The 19,986-nt window shown below is 75.5% G+C and carries 18 protein-coding genes and 2 pseudogenes; 7 read left to right on the forward strand and 13 right to left on the reverse strand.

What is annotated here, in order from left to right:
- A partial coding sequence (locus AB0B97_RS09550; protein ID WP_357492123.1) for an Hsp70 family protein occupies positions 1–1,331 on the reverse strand: 1,331 nt, incomplete at its 3' end.
- Positions 1,332–1,533: 202 nt separating this feature from the next.
- On the opposite strand from AB0B97_RS09550, the gene AB0B97_RS09555 reads away from it, so the two are divergent.
- Positions 1,534–2,226, forward strand: coding sequence for a response regulator transcription factor (locus AB0B97_RS09555; RefSeq protein ID WP_007461060.1), 693 nt, complete (start codon positions 1,534–1,536; stop codon positions 2,224–2,226).
- Complete coding sequence (locus AB0B97_RS09560) at positions 2,219–3,232, forward strand: HAMP domain-containing sensor histidine kinase (RefSeq protein ID WP_357492125.1); 1,014 nt, start codon at positions 2,219–2,221, stop codon at positions 3,230–3,232. Before AB0B97_RS09555 ends, AB0B97_RS09560 begins: the two co-directional genes overlap by 8 nt.
- Positions 3,233–3,243: 11 nt before the next feature.
- On the opposite strand, the gene AB0B97_RS09565 is transcribed toward AB0B97_RS09560, so the two are convergent.
- From AB0B97_RS09565 to AB0B97_RS09575, 3 genes are all read right to left on the reverse strand, one after another.
- Positions 3,244–3,834, reverse strand: coding sequence for a class I SAM-dependent methyltransferase (locus tag AB0B97_RS09565; RefSeq protein ID WP_357493406.1), 591 nt, complete (start codon positions 3,832–3,834; stop codon positions 3,244–3,246).
- Positions 3,835–3,968: 134 nt separating this feature from the next.
- Positions 3,969–4,649 (reverse strand): DUF2064 domain-containing protein, encoded by a 681-nt coding sequence (locus AB0B97_RS09570; RefSeq protein WP_357492127.1) that lies wholly within the window; start codon positions 4,647–4,649, stop codon positions 3,969–3,971.
- On the reverse strand, positions 4,646–5,320 hold the full coding sequence (locus AB0B97_RS09575; protein ID WP_234591555.1) for a glycosyltransferase family 2 protein: 675 nt from the start codon (positions 5,318–5,320) through the stop codon (positions 4,646–4,648). Before AB0B97_RS09575 ends, AB0B97_RS09570 begins: the two co-directional genes overlap by 4 nt.
- A 145-nt stretch (positions 5,321–5,465) precedes the next feature.
- On the opposite strand from AB0B97_RS09575, the gene AB0B97_RS09580 reads away from it, so the two are divergent.
- The gene (locus AB0B97_RS09580) at positions 5,466–6,959 is read left to right on the forward strand and encodes a hypothetical protein (protein ID WP_357492129.1); all 1,494 of its coding nucleotides are present in this window, start codon (positions 5,466–5,468) and stop codon (positions 6,957–6,959) included.
- A gap of 322 nt (positions 6,960–7,281) precedes the next feature.
- On the opposite strand, the gene AB0B97_RS09585 is transcribed toward AB0B97_RS09580, so the two are convergent.
- Complete coding sequence (locus tag AB0B97_RS09585; protein ID WP_357492131.1) at positions 7,282–8,346, reverse strand: NAD-dependent epimerase/dehydratase family protein; 1,065 nt, start codon at positions 8,344–8,346, stop codon at positions 7,282–7,284.
- A 236-nt stretch (positions 8,347–8,582) separates the two neighbouring features.
- Between AB0B97_RS09585 and AB0B97_RS09590 the strand changes: the two genes are divergently transcribed.
- Together AB0B97_RS09590 and AB0B97_RS09595 are read left to right on the forward strand one after the other, a co-directional pair.
- Positions 8,583–9,950 (forward strand): molybdopterin-dependent oxidoreductase, encoded by a 1,368-nt coding sequence (locus tag AB0B97_RS09590; RefSeq protein ID WP_357492133.1) that lies wholly within the window; start codon positions 8,583–8,585, stop codon positions 9,948–9,950.
- Positions 9,943–10,455, forward strand: a complete 513-nt coding sequence (locus tag AB0B97_RS09595; protein ID WP_357492135.1) for a hypothetical protein — start codon at positions 9,943–9,945, stop codon at positions 10,453–10,455. The genes AB0B97_RS09590 and AB0B97_RS09595 overlap by 8 nt, the downstream gene beginning before the upstream one ends.
- Here the strand turns inward: AB0B97_RS09595 and AB0B97_RS09600 are convergent.
- The 7 genes from AB0B97_RS09600 to AB0B97_RS09630 all read right to left on the reverse strand — a co-directional run bounded on the left by AB0B97_RS09600 (position 10,422) and on the right by AB0B97_RS09630 (position 16,217).
- On the reverse strand, positions 10,422–11,129 hold the full coding sequence (locus tag AB0B97_RS09600) for a dihydrofolate reductase family protein (RefSeq protein WP_357492137.1): 708 nt from the start codon (positions 11,127–11,129) through the stop codon (positions 10,422–10,424). The two genes, AB0B97_RS09595 and AB0B97_RS09600, sit on opposite strands and share 34 nt — an antisense overlap.
- Positions 11,126–11,860 carry a GTP cyclohydrolase II gene (gene ribA / locus AB0B97_RS09605; RefSeq protein WP_357492139.1) on the reverse strand — a complete coding sequence of 245 codons (735 nt, stop codon included), beginning with the start codon at positions 11,858–11,860 and terminating at the stop codon, positions 11,126–11,128. Before ribA ends, AB0B97_RS09600 begins: the two co-directional genes overlap by 4 nt.
- A gap of 57 nt (positions 11,861–11,917) precedes the next feature.
- Complete coding sequence (locus AB0B97_RS09610) at positions 11,918–12,856, reverse strand: lysylphosphatidylglycerol synthase transmembrane domain-containing protein (RefSeq protein WP_357493408.1); 939 nt, start codon at positions 12,854–12,856, stop codon at positions 11,918–11,920.
- A gap of 64 nt (positions 12,857–12,920) precedes the next feature.
- Positions 12,921–13,745 (reverse strand): class I SAM-dependent methyltransferase, encoded by an 825-nt coding sequence (locus AB0B97_RS09615; RefSeq protein WP_357492141.1) that lies wholly within the window; start codon positions 13,743–13,745, stop codon positions 12,921–12,923.
- Positions 13,742–14,770: a glycosyltransferase family 4 protein gene (locus tag AB0B97_RS09620; protein WP_357493411.1), complete on the reverse strand. Its 1,029-nt coding sequence runs from the start codon at positions 14,768–14,770 to the stop codon at positions 13,742–13,744. The genes AB0B97_RS09615 and AB0B97_RS09620 overlap by 4 nt, the downstream gene beginning before the upstream one ends.
- A 62-nt stretch (positions 14,771–14,832) precedes the next feature.
- The gene (locus AB0B97_RS09625) at positions 14,833–15,231 is read right to left on the reverse strand and encodes a 6-carboxytetrahydropterin synthase (protein ID WP_357492143.1); all 399 of its coding nucleotides are present in this window, start codon (positions 15,229–15,231) and stop codon (positions 14,833–14,835) included.
- Between the two features lie 2 nt (positions 15,232–15,233).
- Positions 15,234–16,217 (reverse strand): dehydrogenase, encoded by a 984-nt coding sequence (locus tag AB0B97_RS09630; protein WP_357492145.1) that lies wholly within the window; start codon positions 16,215–16,217, stop codon positions 15,234–15,236.
- 93 nt (positions 16,218–16,310) lie between these two features.
- Here AB0B97_RS09630 and AB0B97_RS09635 point away from each other — a divergent pair.
- Positions 16,311–17,000, forward strand: a pseudogene (locus AB0B97_RS09635) (CDP-alcohol phosphatidyltransferase family protein); the annotation flags it as partial.
- A gap of 365 nt (positions 17,001–17,365) precedes the next feature.
- Positions 17,366–18,964 (forward strand): annotated as a pseudogene (locus tag AB0B97_RS09640) (sulfatase-like hydrolase/transferase); the annotation flags it as partial.
- 4 nt (positions 18,965–18,968) lie between these two features.
- On the opposite strand, the gene AB0B97_RS09645 reads toward AB0B97_RS09640, so the two are convergent.
- Positions 18,969–19,949 carry a DUF2804 domain-containing protein gene (locus tag AB0B97_RS09645; protein ID WP_357492147.1) on the reverse strand — a complete coding sequence of 327 codons (981 nt, stop codon included), beginning with the start codon at positions 19,947–19,949 and terminating at the stop codon, positions 18,969–18,971.
- Positions 19,950–19,986: the final 37 nt, after the last annotated feature.

Consider the following 19,986-nt stretch of genomic DNA (forward strand, 5'->3'; position numbering starts at 1 on the left):
GGCGGCCAGCCGGGGCCGCCCGGCCGCGCCGGCGCCGGCCCGGGTTGCGACGGTACGGTCGGCGCGCTCGACGCCGCAGCCGGCGCAGGCGGACCCGCGAAGGCCGGCGCGGCCGGGGCTGGCGGGCCGGCCGGTGGCGGTACAGGCAGCGCGGGCGCAGCTGCCTGCGGTCCCGCGTACGCCGGCAGCGCTCGGCGCAGCGGCAGGTCCGTCAGCGCGCCCTCGGCCACCGGCAGCTCCGGCTGGTCCAGCACCGTCGGCGCCACCCCCAGCTCGGCGTGCAGCATCCGGGCGACGAGCGGAATCCGCGACGAGCCGCCCACCAGGAACAACCCGGCGAGCTGGTCGGGGCGCAGGCCGGCCGCGGCGATGACCTCCCGGGCCCGATGCACCGCCCGGTGCAGCAGCGGCGCGGCCACCCGCTCGACGTCCTCCCGCGTCAACCGCACCGCCTCGGCCACCCCCGGCACCGCGACCGGGGCCACTGCCGAACGCGACAGCGTCTCCTTCGCACCGCGCACCTCGTCCCACAGCCGGACCTGGTCGCGGCGCTGCGCCGCATCCGACGGCCGGACCAGCCGGGCCCACCGTCGGGCGTGCCGCTCGCCGAGCAGCTCGCCCACCCGCCGCACCAGCGCCGCGTCCAGATCGAGTCCACCCAGGTCGGGCAGGCCGCCGTCGGCGACCACGCGGAAGCCGGAGTCACCCCACGGGTCGGCGCCCTCGTTGCGCAGCACCGCGACGTCGAGCGTGCCGCCGCCGAAGTCGAACACCGCGATCGCGCCGCCGACCGGCACCGGCCGGTGCAGCACCTGCGTGTAGTAGCGGGCGGCGGCCACCGGCTCGCGCAGCAGCCGGGTGCCCGGCGGCGTCGGCCCGGCGAGGGTGTGCTCGGCAGCCTGCGGCCAACCCGCCCGCAGCAGCGCGTCGGCCAGCACCTGCCGGCGCGTGTCGTCCCAGGCAGCGGGGCAGGTGAGCACGGCCGGAGGCAGGAAGCCGACGGCGTCCACCGCGGCCCGACCGACAGCCGTCAGCACCGCGGCGAGCAGCTCCGCCGGCGCGTACGCGCGGTCACCGAGCTGCACGGTCGGCTCGTCCACCCGCCGCTTCGGGTTCGCCTCGAACCGGGCCGGGTCGGCCTGCGCCAACCGCCGGGCGTCCATCCCGACGTGCAGGGTGCCGTCCGGGTCGGCGTACACGGCGGACGGGCTGACCGGCTGACCGTCCATCAGCAGCGGACGGGTCCGCCCGTCCGGCCACCGCAGCACGGCGACCGTGTTGGACGTACCGAGGTCGACACCGAGGGCGTAACCCTCGTGCTGGCCTGCCATCTGCCGATACCTCCGCCGCGACGAGGGAAACTCAGCCCCGCATCGTACGCAGTCCATGCCGCCGGCCCGATCGGTCGGTGCGGTCGCCGCGTCGCACCGACAGATCGGCCGTGGTGGGGCGGCCGGGACGTAAGCGAACCGCAAGATCTCCCGGCTCGGGGCCGTCCGCTCCGCTGGCTAGGCTGGCCCGGGGAGGTGGCCGGTGGCGCAGCGGGTGCTCGTGGTCGACGACGATCGCACCGTCAGCGACGTGGTGTGCCGCTACCTGGAACACGCCGGGTACGAGGTGAGCCACGTCGGGGACGGTCTGGCCGCCCTGGAGGCCGTCCAGGACCGGCCGCCGCACCTGGTCGTGCTGGACCTGATGCTCCCCGGGCTGGACGGGTTGCAGGTGTGCCGGCGGCTGCGGGAGCGGCCGGACGGCGTACCCATCATCATGTTGACCGCGCGCGGCGACGAGGCGGACCGGGTGCTCGGCCTGCAACTGGGCGCCGACGACTACCTGGGCAAGCCGTTCTCGCCGCGGGAGCTGGTGCTGCGGGTCGGTTCGGTGCTGCGCCGCGCCGGTGAGCCGGCCGCGCCGGCGGCCGAACTGCTGGCCGACGCGGGGCTGGAGGTGGCCACCGGGCCACGGATCGCCCGGCTGCACGGCCGCGAGCTGGCCCTGACTCTGCGCGAGTTCGACCTGCTGGCACACCTGATGCGGCACCCGACGCGAGCGTTCAAACGCACCGAGCTGCTGGAACGGGTGTGGGGGTGGAACTTCGGCGACCAGTCCACGGTGACCGTGCACGTGCGGCGGCTGCGGGAGAAGATCGAGGACGACCCAGCCGAACCCCGACGGATCGTCACGGTCTGGGGCGTCGGCTACCGGTACGAGCCGGCCGATGCGTGACCTGGCGCTGATCTTCGGGGCGGCGCTCACGGCCGCGCTCGGCGTGGGCCTGCTGGGCGCGGCAGCCCTGCGGATGCTGCGCCACAGGTCGATCACCGTGCACGTCTGTGTCCTGCTCACCGTCACCGTGGCCGCCGTGGTGGCCGGGGTGGTGGTGGTCGCCCAGGCGATGTTCCTGTCTCCGCACGACCTCCAGGTGGTGCTGCTCACGGTCGCCGCGGCGGCGGTCGTGAGCCTCGGCGTGGGCTGGTACTTCGGGCGTCGACTGGCCGTGGCCGCGGTCTGGGCGGCCCAGGCCCGGGAGCGGGAACGGCGGGTCGAGAAGGGCCGCCGGGACCTGGTGGCCTGGGTGTCACACGACCTGCGGACGCCGCTGGCCGGCCTGCGGGCGATGGCCGAGGCGCTGGAGGACCGGGTGGTCGACGACCCGGCGACGGTCGCCGAGTACCACCGGCGGATCCGCCTGCAGACCGACCGGATGACCCGCCTCGTCGACGACCTGTTCGAGCTGTCCCGGATCAACGCCGGGGCGCTGCGCCTGACCCTGTCGGCGGTGCCGCTCGGTGAGGTGGTCTCCGACGCGTTGGCCGGCACCGCGCCGCTGGCAAAGGCCCGCCGCATCCGGCTGGTGGCCGCCGAGTCGGGTTGGCCCACGGTGCTGGCCAGCGAGCCCGAGCTGGCCCGGGTCGTGGGCAACCTGCTGCTCAACGCGGTGCACTACACGCCGAGCGACGGCACGGTGCGGGTGGACGCCGGGTGTGAGAGCGACGCCGCCTGGCTGGCGATCGCCGACACCTGCGGTGGCATTCCGGAGGACGACCTGCCCCGGCTGTTCGACGTGGCGTTCCGGGGTGAGCCGGCCCGTACGCCGCGCTCCGGTGGGGAGGGCTCCGGCGGGCTGGGGCTGGCGATCGTGCGCGGGCTGGTCGAGGCCCACGGCGGCCGGGTGGACGTGCAGAACGTCGTCGGCGGCTGCCGATTCGTGGTCCGCCTCCCGGCGGCCTGACGCCCGCGGCGTCAGCGGCCCGTTGCCAGTTCACCGAACCAGCGTCGCCCCCGCCGGAACACGTCCCGCACCGCCAGCCCGGCGGCGTCGGCGACCGGGTGCACGGCGCGCGCGTCCAGCCGGGCCCAGCGGAAGGCCGGGCCGAGCAGCATCCGGCCGGCGCGCTGCTCGGCGGCCACCCGGGCCAGGCCCTGCCACAGCCCCGCGCCGGGCGGCTCCAGCTCGACCAGCACCGTGCCGCCTGGAGCGAGCAGTTCCCGGCAGCGGCGCAGCAGCGCCACCGGCTCGCCGCCGATGCCGACGTTCCCGTCGATCAGCACCGCGTGTGCCCACCGGCCCTCGCCGGGCAGCCGCTCGAACAGGTCACCGTGCACCGCCACCGCGCCCCGGGCCCGCGTCAGCCGTACCGCCGTCGCGGAGACGTCCACACCGACCGCCGTCCGGCCGGCCCTGGTCAGCGCCACGGTCAGCCGCCCGGGCCCGCAACCGAGGTCGAGGGTCGGCCCGGCACACCGCTCGACCAGCCCGACGACCGCCGGCTCGGCAGGTCCGTGCCAGCGGTCCACCGGTAGCCGGCTGCGGACACCGTCGCCGTGCACCAGCCACCGTCCTCGGGCCGCACGGTCGGCGAGGGCGGCAGCGAACGGATCCGCCACCGTGCCCGCCGCCGACCCGTCGTGCCCCCGCGCCGGCGACCTCGTCGACGTCGCCTCGATCGGGGCGGTGTCGACGGGGTTCACCGACGACCTCCCGGCAGCAGGGCGAAGCGGACCGCCGCGACCTGTCGGGCGAACCGGCCCTCGGGCGCCTCGACGGCCACCGCGAGGGCGTCGGACCACTCGTCGACGTCGCGCAGCACCGGCAGCGGCGCGGTACGCAGGCCGCGTGCGGTCAGGGCCGCCCACGTGTCGTGGCCGGTGTCCGGCGTCGACATCGGCACGTCGCGCAACACCCGGGCGTGCCGGGGATCGCGCAGCCCGAGCGACCACCAGCCGCCGTCGCGCGCCCGGCCGAGCACCGCGTCGGTGGCACCCAGCCGCACGACCGCCGCGGCCAGCCCGGTCGGCGTCACCTGCGGGGTGTCCATCCCGATCTGGAGTACCTGCCGTCCCGGGTACGCCGCCGCGACCTCGGCGTACGCGTTGGCGAGCCGCTCGCCCAGGCCGACGCCGCGCTGGTCGAGGACCGACCAGCCGGCCAGCGCGGCGGTCAACGCGTCGGCGTCCTCCGCCTCGGTCAGCCGGCCCGTCCAGGCCAGCACCGGCGTGACACCGGGGGTGGCGCGGACGGCGTCGAGGGTGTCGCGCAGCGCGGCGGCGGCGATCCGGGCCGCCTGCGCCGGGGTGGCCGGCGGGCAGAGCCGCGTCTTCACCGCCCCCGCGACGGGCGCCTTGGCGACCACCAGCAGAACGGTCACCGGGGGCCCTCCACGGTGCGCAGCACGCCGGCGAAGTCACGGGTCGCTCGCAGGGTGCCCCGCACCGAACCGGACACCTTGGAGCGGGTGCCGACGGCCCGGGGCGCGTAGGTGACGTCCAGCTCGTGGATCCGCCAGCCGGCGGCGGCGGCCCGGATCAGCAGTTCGAGGGGGTAGCCGAAGGCCCGGTCGGTGACGCCGAGGTCGAGCAGCGCCTCGCGGCGGGCCACCCGGATCGGGCTGAGGTCCCGCAGCGGTACGCCCCGACGGCGCAGCAGCGCGGCGACCAGCGCCGTACCGGCGCGGGCGTGCCACGGCCACACCCCGGCCCCGACCGGGCGTCGCCGGCCCACGCTGAGGTCGGCGGTGCCCGCCAGCACCGGCGCGACCAGGGCCGGCAGCTCGGTGGGGTCGAACGATCCGTCGGCGTCGAGGACGCACACCACCTCGGCATCGGCGGCCTCCAGGCCGGCGTGCACCGCTGCGCCGTAGCCGCGCCGGGGCTCGTGCACCACCCGGGCGCCGTGCCGGGCGGCCACCTCGGGCGAGCCGTCGCGCGAGCCGTTGTCCACCACGATGGCCCGGTAGCCGGGCGGCAGCGCGGTGAGCACGCCGGGCAGGGCGGCCGCCTCGTCCAGGCAGGGCAGCACCACGTCGATCTCAGTCGGCATACCGCCGACGCTAGGGCGACAAGCCAGCGGTGGAGGCGCAAATGTGCTTACCGAACCCTTACCACCTGGGCATTTCTTACCGTCCGGTGACGGGCCGCCGATTGGCGAGCGCGGAGGCGGGCTGTCGCCGTACCGTCCGGTGGTCATGGCCTCGACCACCGCTCTCGCCGCCGCCCCTGGGCGGACCCCGCCCCGCCGCCGGGCCGGGGACCTTCTGGTGCTGGGCGTGGAGGCGGCGCTGCTCGCCGCCGCCGTGCTGGTGGGTGCCGTGCTCAACGCGCGTGGCGCCGGGCTGCACGCCGACGCCGCTCCGCTGTACGCGACGTGGCGGCCGCACGTCGGCTGGGGCAGCCCCGCCGCACTGGCCGTGGCCGTCGCGGTGGTGGGCTGGGGAGCCCGGTGGGCGCGCACCGCCCGGTGGGGTGTCCTGCTGGCTGCCGCGTGGTCGACCGCTGTCGCCTGGACGTTGTCGTTGGCCCTGGTGGACGGCTGGACGGCGGGGCTGACCCGGCGGCTCACCCCGCAGGCCGAGTACCTGCACGAGGTCCCCGGGGTGACCGACATCCCGGCGATGCTGGCCGGCTTCGCCGGCCGGATCGTCGACTTCCAACCCGACGCGTGGTCCACCCACACCGCCGGGCACCCTCCGGGCGCGCTGCTCATCTTCGTCTGGCTGGACCGCATCGGTCTCGGCGGAGGTGCCGCCGCCGCGCTGGCCTGCGTGCTCGTCGGCGCGACGGTAGCGGTGTCGGTGCCGGTGACCCTGCGGGCGCTCGGCGCACCCGACGCGGCCCGCGCGGTGCTCCCGTTCCTGGTGCTGCTGCCGGGGGCGGTCTGGGTGGGCGCGTCCGCCGACGGCATCTTCGCCGCCGTGGTCGCGGCCGGCCTGGCGCTGCTGGCGGTCCGTGGCCGCGTCGCCGCTCTGGCCGGCGGGGTGCTGCTCGGGTTCGCGCTGTACCTGTCGTACGGGTTTCTCCTGGTCGGTGTGCTCGCGCTGGCCGTGGTGACGCTGCGCCGTACGCACCGTCGGGGCGCGCTGCTCGCCGCCGCCGTCGGGGTCGCGGCGGTGATCGCGACCTTCAGCGCGGCGGGCTTTCACTGGTGGGTCGGCTACCGCCTGGTCGTCGAGCGGTACTACCAGGGCTGGGCCGCCGACCGTCCGTACGCCTACTGGGTGTGGGCCAACCTGGCCGCGCTGCTGCTCAGCGCCGGGCCCGTGCTCGGGCCGGCGCTGCGCCGCGTGCTGTCGGGCGCACGGTCGCCGTGGCCGGGGCTGCGCGCGGCGCTGCCGGCGGCCGCCCCCACCCCGGCGGGCGGCCCGGCGCCGGGTGGGCCGCGATTCGGGCCGGGCGCGGCCGCGAGCGGGTGGCGGGCCGTCGGCCGGCTGGCCACGCCTGCGGCAGCAGCGGTACGCGCAGCCGGGCCCACTGTGCTGCTACCGCTGGCCGCCCTGGTGGCGGTGCTCGGTGCGGACCTGTCCGGGCTGAGCAAGGCCGAGGTGGAGCGGATCTGGCTGCCGTTCGTGGTGTGGCTGCTGGTGGCCACCGCCCACCTGCCGACGGGGTCCCGGCGCTGGTGGCTGGCCGCGCAGGCGCTCACCGCGCTGGCCGTCAACCACCTGGTCTGGACGGTCTCCTGACCAACGGCCGCGCCGAGGCGCCGTCGCACCGCCCGGCCGCACCGCCGCACCACCCGGCCGCCTGGTCCCGCCGCCGCATGGCCTGGCCGCCCCGCCGCAGCCCCATCGGCCACCCCGCCACTCCGTTGAGCGGTATGACTCTGAGGAATATTTATGACTCACCGTCATACCGCTCAACGGCAGTACCGGCTCGTCACCGCGCGCGCCAACCGGAGCGAGCACCACCGCCCGAGCCAGCACCACCGCCCGTCAAGCACCGCGCGGCGCGAGCATCCCCAGCGCGCGCACCACTCGGCGTGGACGGGCGGCAGGCGGCGGTCGGTCAGCCTGCGACGGCGGCTGGTTCCCGGAGCGGGTCGGTGGCGAAGCCGGCCACACCCTCGGCGAAGCCGACGCGCGCCGTGTAGCCGAGCAGTTCCACGGCCCGGCGGGGGTCGGCCACCACGTGCCGCACGTCGGCCGCGCGGGCCCCGCCCACCACCTGCGGGGCGGGCCCGCCCATCGCCTCGGCCAGGGTGACGGCCAACTCCCCGACCGTGTGCGGCTCGCCCGAGCAGACGTTCACCGGCACCAGCGTGGCGGGCGGCGCGCTGCTGTCCAGGGCCAGCAGGTTGGCCCGCGCCACGTCGGTGACGTGCACGAAGTCCCGCCGTTGCCGGCCGTCCTCCAACACGCGGGGCGCCACGCCGGCCGCCAGCGCCGACCGGAAGATCGATGCCACCCCGGCGTATGGGGTGTCGCGGGGCATCCGGGGGCCGTACACGTTGTGGTACCGCAGCGCCCACACCGCGCCGCCGGTCTGCCGGGCCCAGGCTGCGGCCAGGTGCTCCTGGGCGAGCTTGCTGGCGGCGTACGTGCTGCGGGGTTCCAGCGGCGCGTCCTCCGGCACGAGCACCGGATCGAGTCCTCGGCCGCAGTGTGGGCAGGTCGGGTCGTACCGGCCGGCTGTCACGTCCTCGGACCGGCGGGGCGCGGGGCGCACCGTGGCGTGCTCGGGGCAGGCGTAGCGCCCCTCGCCGTAGACCACCATCGAGCTGGCCAGCACCAACCGGCCGATGCCCGCCCGGTGCAGCGCCGCCAACAGCACCGCCGTGCCGTAGTCGTTGTGCGTGACGTAGTCGGGGCCGTCCGACGGGTCGAGGCCGTGGCCGACCATCGCCGCCTGGTGACAGACCGCGTCCACGCCGACGAGCAGCCGGTCCAGCAGGGGGCCGTCGCGGACGTCGCCGTGGACCACGTGGTGCCCGCGTGACCAGGTAGGCAGTTCACCGCCGTGCGCCTGGGGCAGCAGCGCGTCCAGCGCCACCACCTCGTGGCCCTGCTCGACAAGCAGGTCGACGACCTGCGACCCGATGAACCCGGCCGCGCCGGTGACCAGTACGCGCATGCCGGTCACGCTAGGGCGGACGGGACGCCCGGCGGGCCGGTTCGGCGGACCCGTAAGGAGTTCGCAACAGCTCGGCGGGTGCCCGCGCCCCGGTAAGCGTTCGGTAATGCGGTAAACCCGGCCCGGCCGTACCCCCGCGGTCTAACCTGCCGGCAGTGCCCGCCGCCGCCCCACGCGCCCGGCCGGGCCGACCGGTGTGGACGACAAGGCGTGTGACGGCGAGGAAGGGGCAGCGGGTGCCGGTTAGCAGACCCGGCCCGAGCGGCAGCGGGACCCGGGCAACGGACGCGGACGGCTACGGCGCTCCGCGCGGGTTCTGGCGAGGGGTGGCGCAGCACGCCCCACCGGGTGTGGACGCCGTCGAACGAAGCTGGCGCAGCCCGTTGCGCGGCCCCTGGCTCACCGCCGTCTACGGCTCGGTGCTGCTGGTGGCGCTGCCGCTGGTGATCATCACCGGCCTGCTCGACTACGCCGCCTACGGCCCGCAGTTCGACCAGGCGTTCCCGACGAACGTGGGCTGGCTGCGGCTGCCCGCGTTCGACTGGCCGACGCGGCCGTCGTGGCTGTTCCGGGTCACCCAGGGGCTGCACGTGACGCTCGGCATCGTGCTCGTCCCGGTGGTGCTGGGCAAGCTGTGGTCGGTGCTGCCGAAGCTGTTCGACTGGCCGCCGGCCCGCTCCCTGGCCCAGGTGTTGGAACGGCTGACGCTGCTGTTGCTGGTCGGCGGGATCCTGTTCCAGATCGCCACCGGCCTGCTCAACATCCAGTACTCGTACGTGTTCGGTTTCGACTTCTACACCGCCCACTACTTCGGAGCGTGGATCTTCACGGGCGCCTTCGTGGCGCACGTGATCATCAAGTTTCCCCGGCTGGTGACCGCGCTGCGGTCCCGCCCGCTGGGCACGGAGCTGCGCACCCCGCGCGCCGCGACCCGACCCGAACCGCCCGACCCGGACGGCCTGGTCGCCGCCGAACCCGCGCCGGCGACGGTCAGCCGGCGCGGCGCGGTCGGACTGGTCGGCGGCGGGGCGCTGCTGCTCGCCGTCGTCACCATCGGGCAGAGCCTGGACGGCCCGCTGCGGCGCACGGCGCTGCTGCTGCCCCGCGGACGACAGCCCGGCACCGGGCCGAACGGCTTCCCGGTCAACCGCACCGTCGCCGCCGCTGGCGTACGCCCCGAGCAGACCGACGCGTCCTGGCGGCTGACGCTGCGGGGCGGCGGCCGGACCGTGACCCTGGACCGGCCCGGCCTGCTCGCCATGGCGCAGCACACCGCCGACCTACCCATCTCCTGCGTGGAGGGTTGGTCGACCCGGCAGACCTGGATCGGCGTCCGTCTTCGTGACCTGGCCGCGCTCGCCGGTGTCGCGGACCCGGCCTCGGCGCGCGTGTCGTCGCTGGAGAAGGCCGGGCTGTTCCGCACGGCGGTGCTCGCCCCCAACCAGATCCTCGATCCGGATTCGTTGCTCGCCCTGCGGGTCAACGGCGTCGACCTCGCCCCCGACCACGGCTACCCGGCTCGGGTCATCGTGCCGGCCCTGCCCGGGGTGCACTGCACGAAGTGGGTCGCCGAGATCGACTTCCGGGGTCAGGCCGATGGCTGAGCGGGACGGGCCGACCGCGGGACGAGACAGGCCAACCGCGGGACGGGCCGGCCGACTGCGCGCCGCCTACGGCGCCGCGCCGTGGCACTTCGTCCTGGTCACGGCGGTCATCGTGCTCGCCGGCTGGGTGGCGCTGCGGCTGGCGCAGGAGGCGACGTTCGGCCGGATGCTGCTCTGGTTCGTCGGCGCGGTCATCGCCCACGACCTGGTGCTGTTTCCGGTGTACGCGAGCGTCGACCGGGTGCTGCGCGCGGTGGTACGCGACCGGGTCACGCTGCTCAACCACCTGCGGGTGCCGGCGCTCGGCACGGCGCTGCTGTTCGTCGTCTACTCCCCCGGCATCCTGCGCTGGGGCGAGACGACCCACGAGGCGGCCACCGGCCAGACCCAGCGCCCGTACCTCGTGCGCTGGTTGGTGCTCAGCGCGACGCTCTTCCTGCTCAGCGCGATCGTGTACCTGCTGCGCCGCCGTCAGGCATCGCGGCACCGGTCGGAGAGCGCGTAGCGCAGCAGCACCACGTCGCCGATCTGGCGGGCCTCGGCCAGTCGGGCGCGGCGTCCCGGGTGCCAGGGGAAGCTCCCCTCCCCGACGAACCGGGGCGCCCGGCGGTCGCCGACGAAGAACGGGGCGACCACCAGGTGCAGCTCGTCGGCGAGACCGGCGGTGAGGAACTGGGCGTGCACCGTCCCGCCCCCCTCGACCATCAGCCGGCGTATGCCCCGCGCCGCCAGGTCGGCGAGGATCCAGGCGAGGTCGACCGGGTCGCCTCCGTCGACGACGGTGGCCAGCCGGCCGACCCGCTCGCGGGTCTTGTCCAGCACTCCGCTGGCGCAGTAGACCAGTCGGTCGGGATCGCCGGCGGTGAAGAACCGGGCGGTCGGGTCGAGGTCTCCCCGAGCGGTCAGGGTCACCTTCGTGGGCGAGGCGGGCCGCCCGCACGTCACCCGCTCGGCCCGGCGGGACGCGGACCGCACCAGCAGGCGGGGATCGTCCCGGCGGACCGTGGCGGCGCCGACCAGGATCGCGTCGCAACTGGCCCGGACCGCGTCGACGCGGTCGAGATCATCGTCGTTGGACAGCAGCAACCGCTGCTCGGAGGCGTCGTCGATGTACCCGTCGATACTGGTGGCGCAGCTCAGCAGCACGTACGGCCGTGGCGACGCCGGCCGGCAGCTCATCGGGAGACGGGCCCGTCAGGGGTACGACCCGCCGGCGCCGGCGCCTGCGCCGCCTCGACCTGCGCCGCCTCGGCCTCCGCCGCCTCAGCCTCCGCCGCCTCGACCTGCGCCGCCTTGGCGGCCTTCGCCGCGAGGTACTCGGCGTTGGCCGGGGACAGGAAGATGCTGGTGGGGACGCGTTCGACGACGTCCACGCCGAGCCGGGTCAACTGCTCGGCCTTGTCCGGGTTGCTGCTGAGCAGGCGCACGCGCGGCACGCCGAGGGTGGCCAGCATCTGCGCGGCGGCGCTGTAGTCACGCTCGTCCTCGCCCCGGCCCAGCGCCACGTTGGCCTGGTAGGTGTCCAGCCCGGCGTCCTGCAGGGCGTACGCGTCGAGCTTGGCGTACAGGCCGATGCCCCGGCCCTCCTGACGCAGGTAGAGCAGGAACCCGCCGGTCTCGGCGATCCGCTGCACCGCCTCGCGCAGCTGCGGCCCGCAGTCGCAGCGCTGGCTGCCGAACACGTCGCCGGTGAGGCATTCGCTGTGCGGGCGGACCAGCGGCGGCTCGCCACCGGCGGCGAGCCGGTCCAGCGCCCCGGCCCAGTCGCCCAGGCCGAGGGCGAGGTGTTCCCGACCGTCGATGAGGCCCTTGAACGTGAACACCCGGACGGTGGTGGTGTAGCCGTCGGGAAACGCCAACGGCACCGTGACCTGCGTACGGACCGTGGCGACCGGCAGTGCTTCGGGCATGGGACTCCTTTGTCCGGCGCCGTCGGGGGACGGCGACGCGTACCGTCTCACCACGACTCAACAGCCACCGCGCAAGGCGGCTTCCCGAGTGGTGGTGGGATTGCGGGCCCGGCGGGCGAGCAGCACGGCCGCGCCGGGCAGGCTGGCCACCAGCACGAGTGCGCCGTAGACGGTGGCGGTGGCGACACCTTCGGCCGCGCTGAGTCCGGCCGCGCCGAACACCCACGCGGCCACGCCCTCGCGGGGGCCGAACCCGGCGACGTTCAGGGGCAGGCCCATGGCGAGCAGGGCGAGCAGGGTCAGGGGCAGGAGCCTAGTCAGCGGAGCGTCCGAACCGGCGGTCCGTGCCGCGAGCAGGAACGTGGCCAGGTGCCCGGCGACCATCACTGCGGAGGCGACCAGCACGCCGAGCCAGGTCCGCCGGGCCAGCAGCCCGGACCGCACGTCCGCCACCGCGGTGCGGACGCCGCGGGCCCACCGGGACCTACCGGCGTCGGGCAGGCACCGCGCCAGCAGCACGACGGCCAGCCCGAGCGCGAGCAGCAGGCCGGCGGCGGCCGGCAGGTACGGCCGCACCGGCGACGGGAACGCCGCCAGCACCACCAGCGCGACAGCCACCAGGACCACCTGACCGGCGGTACGCTCCCAGACCACCGCGCGGATGCCCCGGCTGACGTCGCCGGCGTCGCGGCCGTGGCGTACCGCCCGGTGCACGTCCCCGAGCACCCCGCCGGGCAACGTGGCGTTGAGGAACACCGCCCGGTAGCAGTGCGCCACCGCTGTCGCCAGCGGCAGTCGTACGCCGAGGCCGCCGGCGACGAGACTCCACCGCCAGGCCGCGCAGACAGTGGTGAGCACACCGATGAGCAGGGCCGCGGCCAGCGCCGGCGCGTTGATCAGCCGTACGCCCGCGAGGAACGGGCCGCCGCCCACCTGCCACAGCAGGGCGGCGAGCAGGCCCACCCCGCCGACCACTCGTGCCCAGGCCCACACCATCGACGCCGGTCCTCCCTGAAGATCGTCCACTCTCTCTAGTGCACGTACCCAGGGCGTCGACGGTTCATCCGCCGGCCAGAAGGTCCCGATGCTCGACCAGCACGCCGAGCCGGCCGGCGGCGGCGTCGGCGAGCCGGCGCTGGGCGTACGCCCGGGTTGCGCCGGTCAGTTCCGGGCGGTGCTCGCAGCCCGCGTCCAGCCAGCCGCGGAACCACTCGGCGGCCAGGTCGGCCTGCTCCGGGCCGAGCCGCCACGGGCTGGGCCGCTCCCGCACCGGCACGCCCCGGCGGGCGAACGCGGCGGCGGTGGCGTCGGCCGCGTCCGGGCCGAGCAGCCGGCGGCCGTCGACGGTACGCCGCTGGTGCGCGTTGAACGCCTCCTCGACGATGGCGTCGAGCGGGTCGGGCGGGGTGAGCCGGACCCGGCCCGTCACCGAGACCGCGAACAGGGCGGGACGGCCGGCGTCGACGCAGGCGGCGACCACCCGTTCGACCTCCTCGGCGGTCAGCATGTCCAGCAGCGCGGACGCGGTGACCAGCGCGCCGTCGGACAGGTCGGCGGCGCTGAGCCGGGTGAGGTCGCCGCAGCGGGTGTCGACGGTGACCGGCGCTCCGTCGGCGGCGGTCACCCCGGCCATGCCGTCGGCGGCCCGGGACAGCAGGTCGGCGTCCCGGTCGTGCAGCACCCAGTGCTGCGGCCCGGTCAATCGGGCCGCGAGCCAGCGGCTCATCGAGCCGGTGCCGCTGCCCAGGTCGTGGATCACGATCGGATCGCCGCCGGCCAGTCGGGGCCGCACGGCGTCCACCAGGTCCTCGGCGCGGGCCGCCGCGTCGGCCGGCTCGCGCAGACGCAGCCAGTCGGCGAACGGCAGGGTCTCCTCGACGGTCATCCCGCCACCTCCTCCAGCACAGCGGCCAGGCGCGCGGTCGTCACCGGCCAGTCGGTCAGGGTGTCGCGCCGGGCGAGCGCGGCCCGGCGCAGCCGCGCCCGCAGCTCGTCGTCGCCCCACCACCAGCTCAGCGCCCCGGCCAGGGCGGCCGGGTCGTCCGGCGGCACGAGCAGCCCGGGCAGGTCACCGTCGGGGGCGCGGCCCAGCGCCTCGGGCAGGCCCCCCACCTCGGTGGCCAGCACCGGCACGCCGCGGGCCAGCGCCTCGGTGACGACCATCCCGTACGTCTCGCCCCGCGACGGCAGCACCAGCAGGTCGGCGGCGGCGTACGCGGCGTCGAGCGCCGGGCCGGTCAGCGGGCCGGCCAGCCGGACCCGTTCCGACAGGCCGGCGCCGGCGAGCCGGTCGCGCAGCCGCTGCACCAGTTCGGGTTCCCGGGCCAGCGTGCCGGCGCAGACCAGCGTCCAGGGCATCCCGGCCAGCACGCACAGGGCGTCGACGAGCACGTCGTGACCCTTGTGGTGGGTGACCGCGGCGACGCAGAGCAGCCGGTGGCCGGCTGCCGAGCCGGGCGGCGTCGGCGGTGCGGGCGTCACCCCCGGCGGCGCGACCCGGACCCGGTCGGCCGGCAACCGGTGGCGGGCCAGCAGGCGACGGCGGGTCCACTCGCTCGTGGTGACGACGGCTCGCGCGGTGGCCAGCGCCCGGCCCTCGGCCTCGTCGTCCAGCGGCATGTGCACCAGAAGGACGAGGCGCAGCCGTGTCGCGTGCGGGGCGAGCAGCTCCGGCACGGCCGAGGCGATCAGGCCGTCGACGAGCACCACGGCGTCGTCCGGCGCGGCGGCGAGCAGCCGGGCCAGCGCGGCGAGCGCGGCCGGGTCGGGGTGCGGCCACGCTCCGGGCACCTGGTGCTCGTGCACCAGCCAACCGCGCTCGCCGAGCCCGGCGCAGACCCGCCGGTCGTACGTGTTGCCGCCGCTGGGCGCCGCCGGGTCGTCGATGTCGCCGGGCAGGACGACGTGCACCGTACGGCGGTGCGGGCCGACGACCCTGGCGGCGTGGGCCGGCGTCGGCCGGCCCGTATCGATCACAGCGACCGCTCGTAGCTGGCCCAGGCGACGTGTGACTCGTGCAGGGTGACGGTGATGCCGGCCAGCTCACGCGCCCCGGGGCCCAGCTCACCGGCGTGCACCCGATCGGCCAGGCGGTCGGCGACGGTACGGGCCAGCACCTCGGTGGTGGTGTTGATCCCGGCGAACGCGGGCTCGTCGTCGAGGTTGCGGTAGGACAGCTCACCGACCACGGCCCGCAGCTGCTCGGTGGCCAGACCGATGTCGACGACGATGCCGTCGGCGTCCAGGTCGGGCCGGCGGAACGTCGCGTCCACCACGAACGTCGCCCCGTGCAGGCGCTGGGCCGGGCCGAACACCTCGCCCCGGAAACTGTGGGCGATCATCATGTGATCCCGAACTGTCACGCTGAACACTGTCACTCCCCGTCGTCGTAGGTGATGAGGTGGCAGAGCGCGGGCAGGTCACCCGTGCTCAGTCGGGCGAGTACGTCGGGCAGCTCGGCGAACCGGGACGCGCCGGTGATCAGCGCGTCGAACGCCGGGTCGTCGAGCAGGTCCAGGGCCAGCGCCAGTCGGTCGGCGTAGCTGCGGCGGCCCCGCCGCGCGGGCGCGACCATGCCGACCTGGCTGCTGCGCACGGTGAGCCGTCGGGAGTGGAACGCCCCGCCCAGCGACACCTGCACCGGGCGGTCGCCGTACCAGCTCAACTCGATCACCGTGCCCTCGGGCGCGAGCAGGTCCAGCGCCTGTTGCAGCCCGGCGGACGTGGCGCTGGCGTGCACGACCAGGTCCCGGTCGCCGGTCGCGTCGCCCGGCCGGGCGAACCGGACACCGAGCGCCCCGGCCACCCCCGCCCGGCGTACGTCGGTGTCGATCAGCTCGACGTCCACGCCGGGGAAACGCGCCAGCAGCGCCGCGACGCAGCAGCCCACCATGCCCGCGCCGACCACGCTGACCCGGTCGCCGACCAGGGGCGCGGCGTCCCACAGGGCGTTCACGGCGGTCTCGACGGTGCCGGCGAGCACCGCGCGGGCGGGCGGCACGTCGTCCGGCACCGGGACGACGGCGGTCGCCGGCACGACGTACGCGCTCTGGTGCGGGTGCAGGCAGAACACCGTACGCCCGAGCAGCTCCGGCGGACCCTCTTCGACCACGCCGACGCTGAGGTAGCCGTACTTCACCGGGCCGGGGAAGTCACCCTCCTGGAACGGGGCGCGCATCGACGCGTACTGGTCCACTGGCACCCGGCCGGCGAACACCAGCGTCTCGGTGCCCCGGCTGACGCCGGAGTAGCGGGCCCGCACCAGCACCTCGTCCGGCCCCGGCACGGGCAGCGACACCGGCCGGATCTCCGCCGCGCCGGGCTCGCGCACCCAGCAGGCGTACGCCTCGCGGATCACCCTCGCACACCTCACCTTTTGTCCCGGTCGAACCGAACGGCCCTGATTTCCGTGTTCCCTGTCGGGGTCGTCGATCATAAACACGGAGGTACGGTGCCCACAGTTCGAAGCGGTCCGGTGATCGGGCTGAGCGCCCAGTTGGTCGTGCTGGCGGCACTGGCCGCCACCGTGGGTCTGAGCACGGCGGGCTGGCTGGCCGGCGCCGGCTACGCCGCGCTCACCTGCCTCGCGTTGAGCCGGGGCCTGCACCTGTCCGGCGCGTCGCGGCTCGGCCCCGCCGACCGGGTGACGCTGACCCGGGCCGTTCTGGTCGGCGCGGTCACCGCGCTGGTGGTGGACTCGTTCGGCCACCCGACGCCGGTGGGGCTGCTGGTCGCGCTGAGCGCGGTGGCCCTGCTGCTGGACGCGGTGGACGGTCAGGTCGCCCGGCGCACCGGCACGGTCAGCGCGCTCGGGGCCCGCTTCGACATGGAGGTCGACGCGTTCCTCATCCTGGTCCTGAGCGTGTACGTCGCCCCGACGGCGGGGAGCTGGGTGCTGGCCATCGGCGCGATGCGGTACGCCTTCGTCGCGGCCAGCGCCGTGCTGCCCTGGCTGCGCGGTACGTTGCCGCCGCGCTACTGGCGCAAGGTGGTGGCCGCCGCGCAGGGCGTGTTGTTGGCGGTCGCCGCCGCGCGGGTGCTGCCGGAGCCGTGGACCACAGTGGTCCTGGTGACGGCGTTGACGCTGCTTGTCGAGTCGTTCGGCCGGGACGTGGCCTGGCTGTGGCGTCGCCGCCCGGCCCCTCGGCGGTCCCACCCGCTGCCGGTCGTGGCGATCACCACCGCGCCCGCCCCACCGCCGAGCACCCCGCCCGCGGTCCCGATCGCCGCGCCGGTGGCGGTGCCCCTGCTGCCGCTGGGCGGGCACGCACCGGTCGTCGTACCGCCGCTGCTGCCGGTGCCCACGCCCGCGCTGGCGGCCCGCTCGGGCGGTACGGTCCACTCCGACTGGAGGCAGTGATGACCCTTCCCGCCCGGCTGCGCCGGCTGACCGGCCGGCGCCGCCCGAGCCCCGCGTCGAGCGGTGACGCGTCGGCGCGTACGCCCGTGGTGTCGTCGGTGCCGCGCGGCCGTGCGCGGCGGGCGCTGGGGTGGGTGGGCACGGTGCTGGCGGTTCTGCTGGTGTACGCCGTCCTGGTCGGCCCGGACCGGCTCGGCGAGCTGACGCCCGGCGCGTTCGTGCGGATCCCGCTGGAGGGTCTGCTGGTCGCGGCGCTGCTGCTGGCGCTGCCGCCGCGACCACGGCGGGTGGTGGTGGCCGTGCTCGGGCCGCTGCTGGGTCTGCTGGCCATCGTGAAGCTCGCCGACCTGGGTTTTCGCACGGCCCTCGACCGGCCGTTCGATCTGGTGCTGGACTGGCTGCTGCTGGACGACGCGTTCGGTTTCGTGCGGGATTCGGCGGGGCGGGCCGGCGCGATCGGCGCGGTGGTCGGCGTCGTCCTGCTGGTCGGTGTGCTGCTGCTCGTGACGACCGCGGCGGTGCGGCGGCTGGCGGCGCTGCTGGTCGGCCACGAGCGGGTGGCGACCCGGGCGGTGGCCGCCCTGACCGTGGCCTGGGTCCTCTGCGCCGTCGTCGGCGTGCGGATCGTCCCGGGCGTGCCGGTTGCCGACGCCGGGACCACCGCGCTGGTCGGCGCGCACGCCGAGCAGGTGGACGCGCGGCTGCACGACCGGGAACGGTTCACCGCCCAGATCGACGCCGACCCGTTCCAGGACGTCCCGGGTGACCAGCTGCTGACCGGGCTGCGCGGCAAGGACGTCGTCCTCGCCTTCGTGGAGAGCTACGGGCGCGACGCCGTCGAGGATCCGCAGCTGGCGCCGCAGGTCAACGCGGTGCTGGACACCGGCACCGAGCGGCTGCGCGCGGCCGGGTACGGCGCGCGCAGCGGCTTTCTCACCTCCCCCACCTTCGGCGGGGGCAGTTGGTTGGCGCACGACACGCTGCTGTCCGGTCTGTGGACGGACAACGAGCAGCGGCACCGGAGCCTGCTGGCCAGCGACCGGCTCACCCTCAACGGCGCGTTCCGCCGGGCGGGCTGGCAGACCGTCGGGGTGCTGCCGGCGGCCACCCAGCCGTGGCCGGAGCAGGGATTCTTCTCGTACGACAGGTACTACGACGCCGAGGCGCTGGGCTACCGGGGCCCGAAGTTCAGCTACGCGCCGATGCCCGACCAGTACACGCTGTCGTTCTTCCAGCGGCGGGTGCGCGCCGGCGCCGACCGTCCGATCATGGCGGAGATTCCGCTGATCTCCAGCCACTCACCGTGGACGGCGGTGCCCCGCATGATCGGCTGGGACGAGGTGGGCGACGGTTCGATCTACCACGGCGACTCCGGCGCGAAGGACGACGGCGACGCCGACGACCGGGACACCGGCCGGATCCGGGCCGGCTACCGCCAGGCCGTCGCCTACTCGCTCCAGGCCCTGATCTCCTACGTCCAGACCTACGGTGACGACGATCTGGTGCTGGTCTTCCTCGGCGATCACCAGCCGGCCCCGGTGGTGACCGGCGAGGGCGCCAGTCGGGACGTGCCGATCACCATCGTGGCCCGCGACCCGGCGGTGCTGGACCGGGTTAGCGGCTGGGGTTGGCAGGACGGCCTGCGCCCGGGCCCGCAGGCTCCGGTGTGGCCCATGGACACCTTCCGGGACCGGTTCCTGACCACCTTCGGGCCGTCGACGCCACCGATCGCCGCCCCACGCTGACCCACTACCAGCGGTTGCGTGCCTCCTCGGCCCAGCCGACGAGCCCGTCGAGGCGCACAGTCGTACCGTCGTCCGTCGTCGCCCAGCCGGAGAAGTGCCCGAAACACTGGTGCGTCTCGTTCGCGACGACACCCAGGTTGGTGCGGGCCACCTTCTCGTGGAACGGCTGAAACTCGGCCTCGACCCGTTCCCCGCTGATCCGCCAGGGGCGGAGCCAGTCGGACCTGTCGTACGTCCAGCGCAATTCCTCGCCGATCTTGTGCAGGCGGCCGTCGACGAACAGGCAGTTCTCGGTGACCCCGGTGCCGTCGGTCCACTGACCGCCGAGTTGGATCGCCCGTCCCGGCGCGGCGCCGGCGGCCCAGTTCCACGCGATCGAGTACGGCCACCTGCCGCGACCGTGGTCCAGCACGGCGAACGCGTCGGGTCCACCGATCTCATACGTCCGGCCGTGCAGGTCCAGCGTGCCGAGGACCGGGCGGCCGACGTCCTTGACCGTGTACTGGAATCGCGTGGGGCTCCACGGCACGACCACGCCGAGCGACTCGTGACCGGCCGGCAACGGCACGTCCACCGCCAGCCGTACGCCGGGGGCACTCGCCGAGATGGCGGTGCCGTCCGGGCGCTGGGTGATCCGGATCGCCAGGTCACCGCCCTGCGCTCCCGCTTCGCCCACGCCGCACCGTGGCGGGAGCGTCGTCCCCCGCGCCAGCGGCACCACCACGTCGGCCTTCGTCTCGGTGCCACTGTCCCGGTCGAGCACGTAGACGCTGTGCACACCGGCGTAGTCCAGCGACGAGGCGACCAGCCCGACGATGTGCCGTGGGGTCACGATGCCCCAGTACTCCCATCGCTTGGTCCGGCCCCAGCCGCGCAGGTTCGCGGTGTGCAGGGGGCGGCGGGTCCAGCCCACCGCCGCGGGATTGAGCCGCCCGTTCCGTTGGCACAGATCGACAGGTGAGAGCAGCTCACGTTCGTGCGTCACGACGTGCACGATATCCCCCGCCGCTCTCGGCGAGCAC

The organism is Micromonospora sp. NPDC049004 (genome assembly GCF_040649315.1).
Classification (GTDB): Bacteria; Actinomycetota; Actinomycetes; order Mycobacteriales; family Micromonosporaceae; genus Micromonospora.

What these genes read in the sequence shown, in the direction of transcription:
- AB0B97_RS09575 (WP_234591555.1), bottom strand. Translation starts at nt 5,320, where the DNA reads ATGCCGACTGAGATCGACGTGGTGCTGCCCTGCCTGGACGAGGCGGCC.
- AB0B97_RS09615 (WP_357492141.1), bottom strand. Translation starts at nt 13,745, where the DNA reads ATGACCGTCGAGGAGACCCTGCCGTTCGCCGACTGGCTGCGTCTGCGC.
- AB0B97_RS09585 (WP_357492131.1), bottom strand. Translation starts at nt 8,346, where the DNA reads ATGCGCGTACTGGTCACCGGCGCGGCCGGGTTCATCGGGTCGCAGGTC.
- AB0B97_RS09580 (WP_357492129.1), top strand. Translation starts at nt 5,466, where the DNA reads ATGGCCTCGACCACCGCTCTCGCCGCCGCCCCTGGGCGGACCCCGCCC.
- AB0B97_RS09600 (WP_357492137.1), bottom strand. Translation starts at nt 11,129, where the DNA reads ATGAGCTGCCGGCCGGCGTCGCCACGGCCGTACGTGCTGCTGAGCTGC.
- AB0B97_RS09595 (WP_357492135.1), top strand. Translation starts at nt 9,943, where the DNA reads ATGGCTGAGCGGGACGGGCCGACCGCGGGACGAGACAGGCCAACCGCG.
- ribA (WP_357492139.1), bottom strand. Translation starts at nt 11,860, where the DNA reads ATGCCCGAAGCACTGCCGGTCGCCACGGTCCGTACGCAGGTCACGGTG.
- AB0B97_RS09560 (WP_357492125.1), top strand. Translation starts at nt 2,219, where the DNA reads ATGCGTGACCTGGCGCTGATCTTCGGGGCGGCGCTCACGGCCGCGCTC.
- AB0B97_RS09610 (WP_357493408.1), bottom strand. Translation starts at nt 12,856, where the DNA reads ATGGTGTGGGCCTGGGCACGAGTGGTCGGCGGGGTGGGCCTGCTCGCC.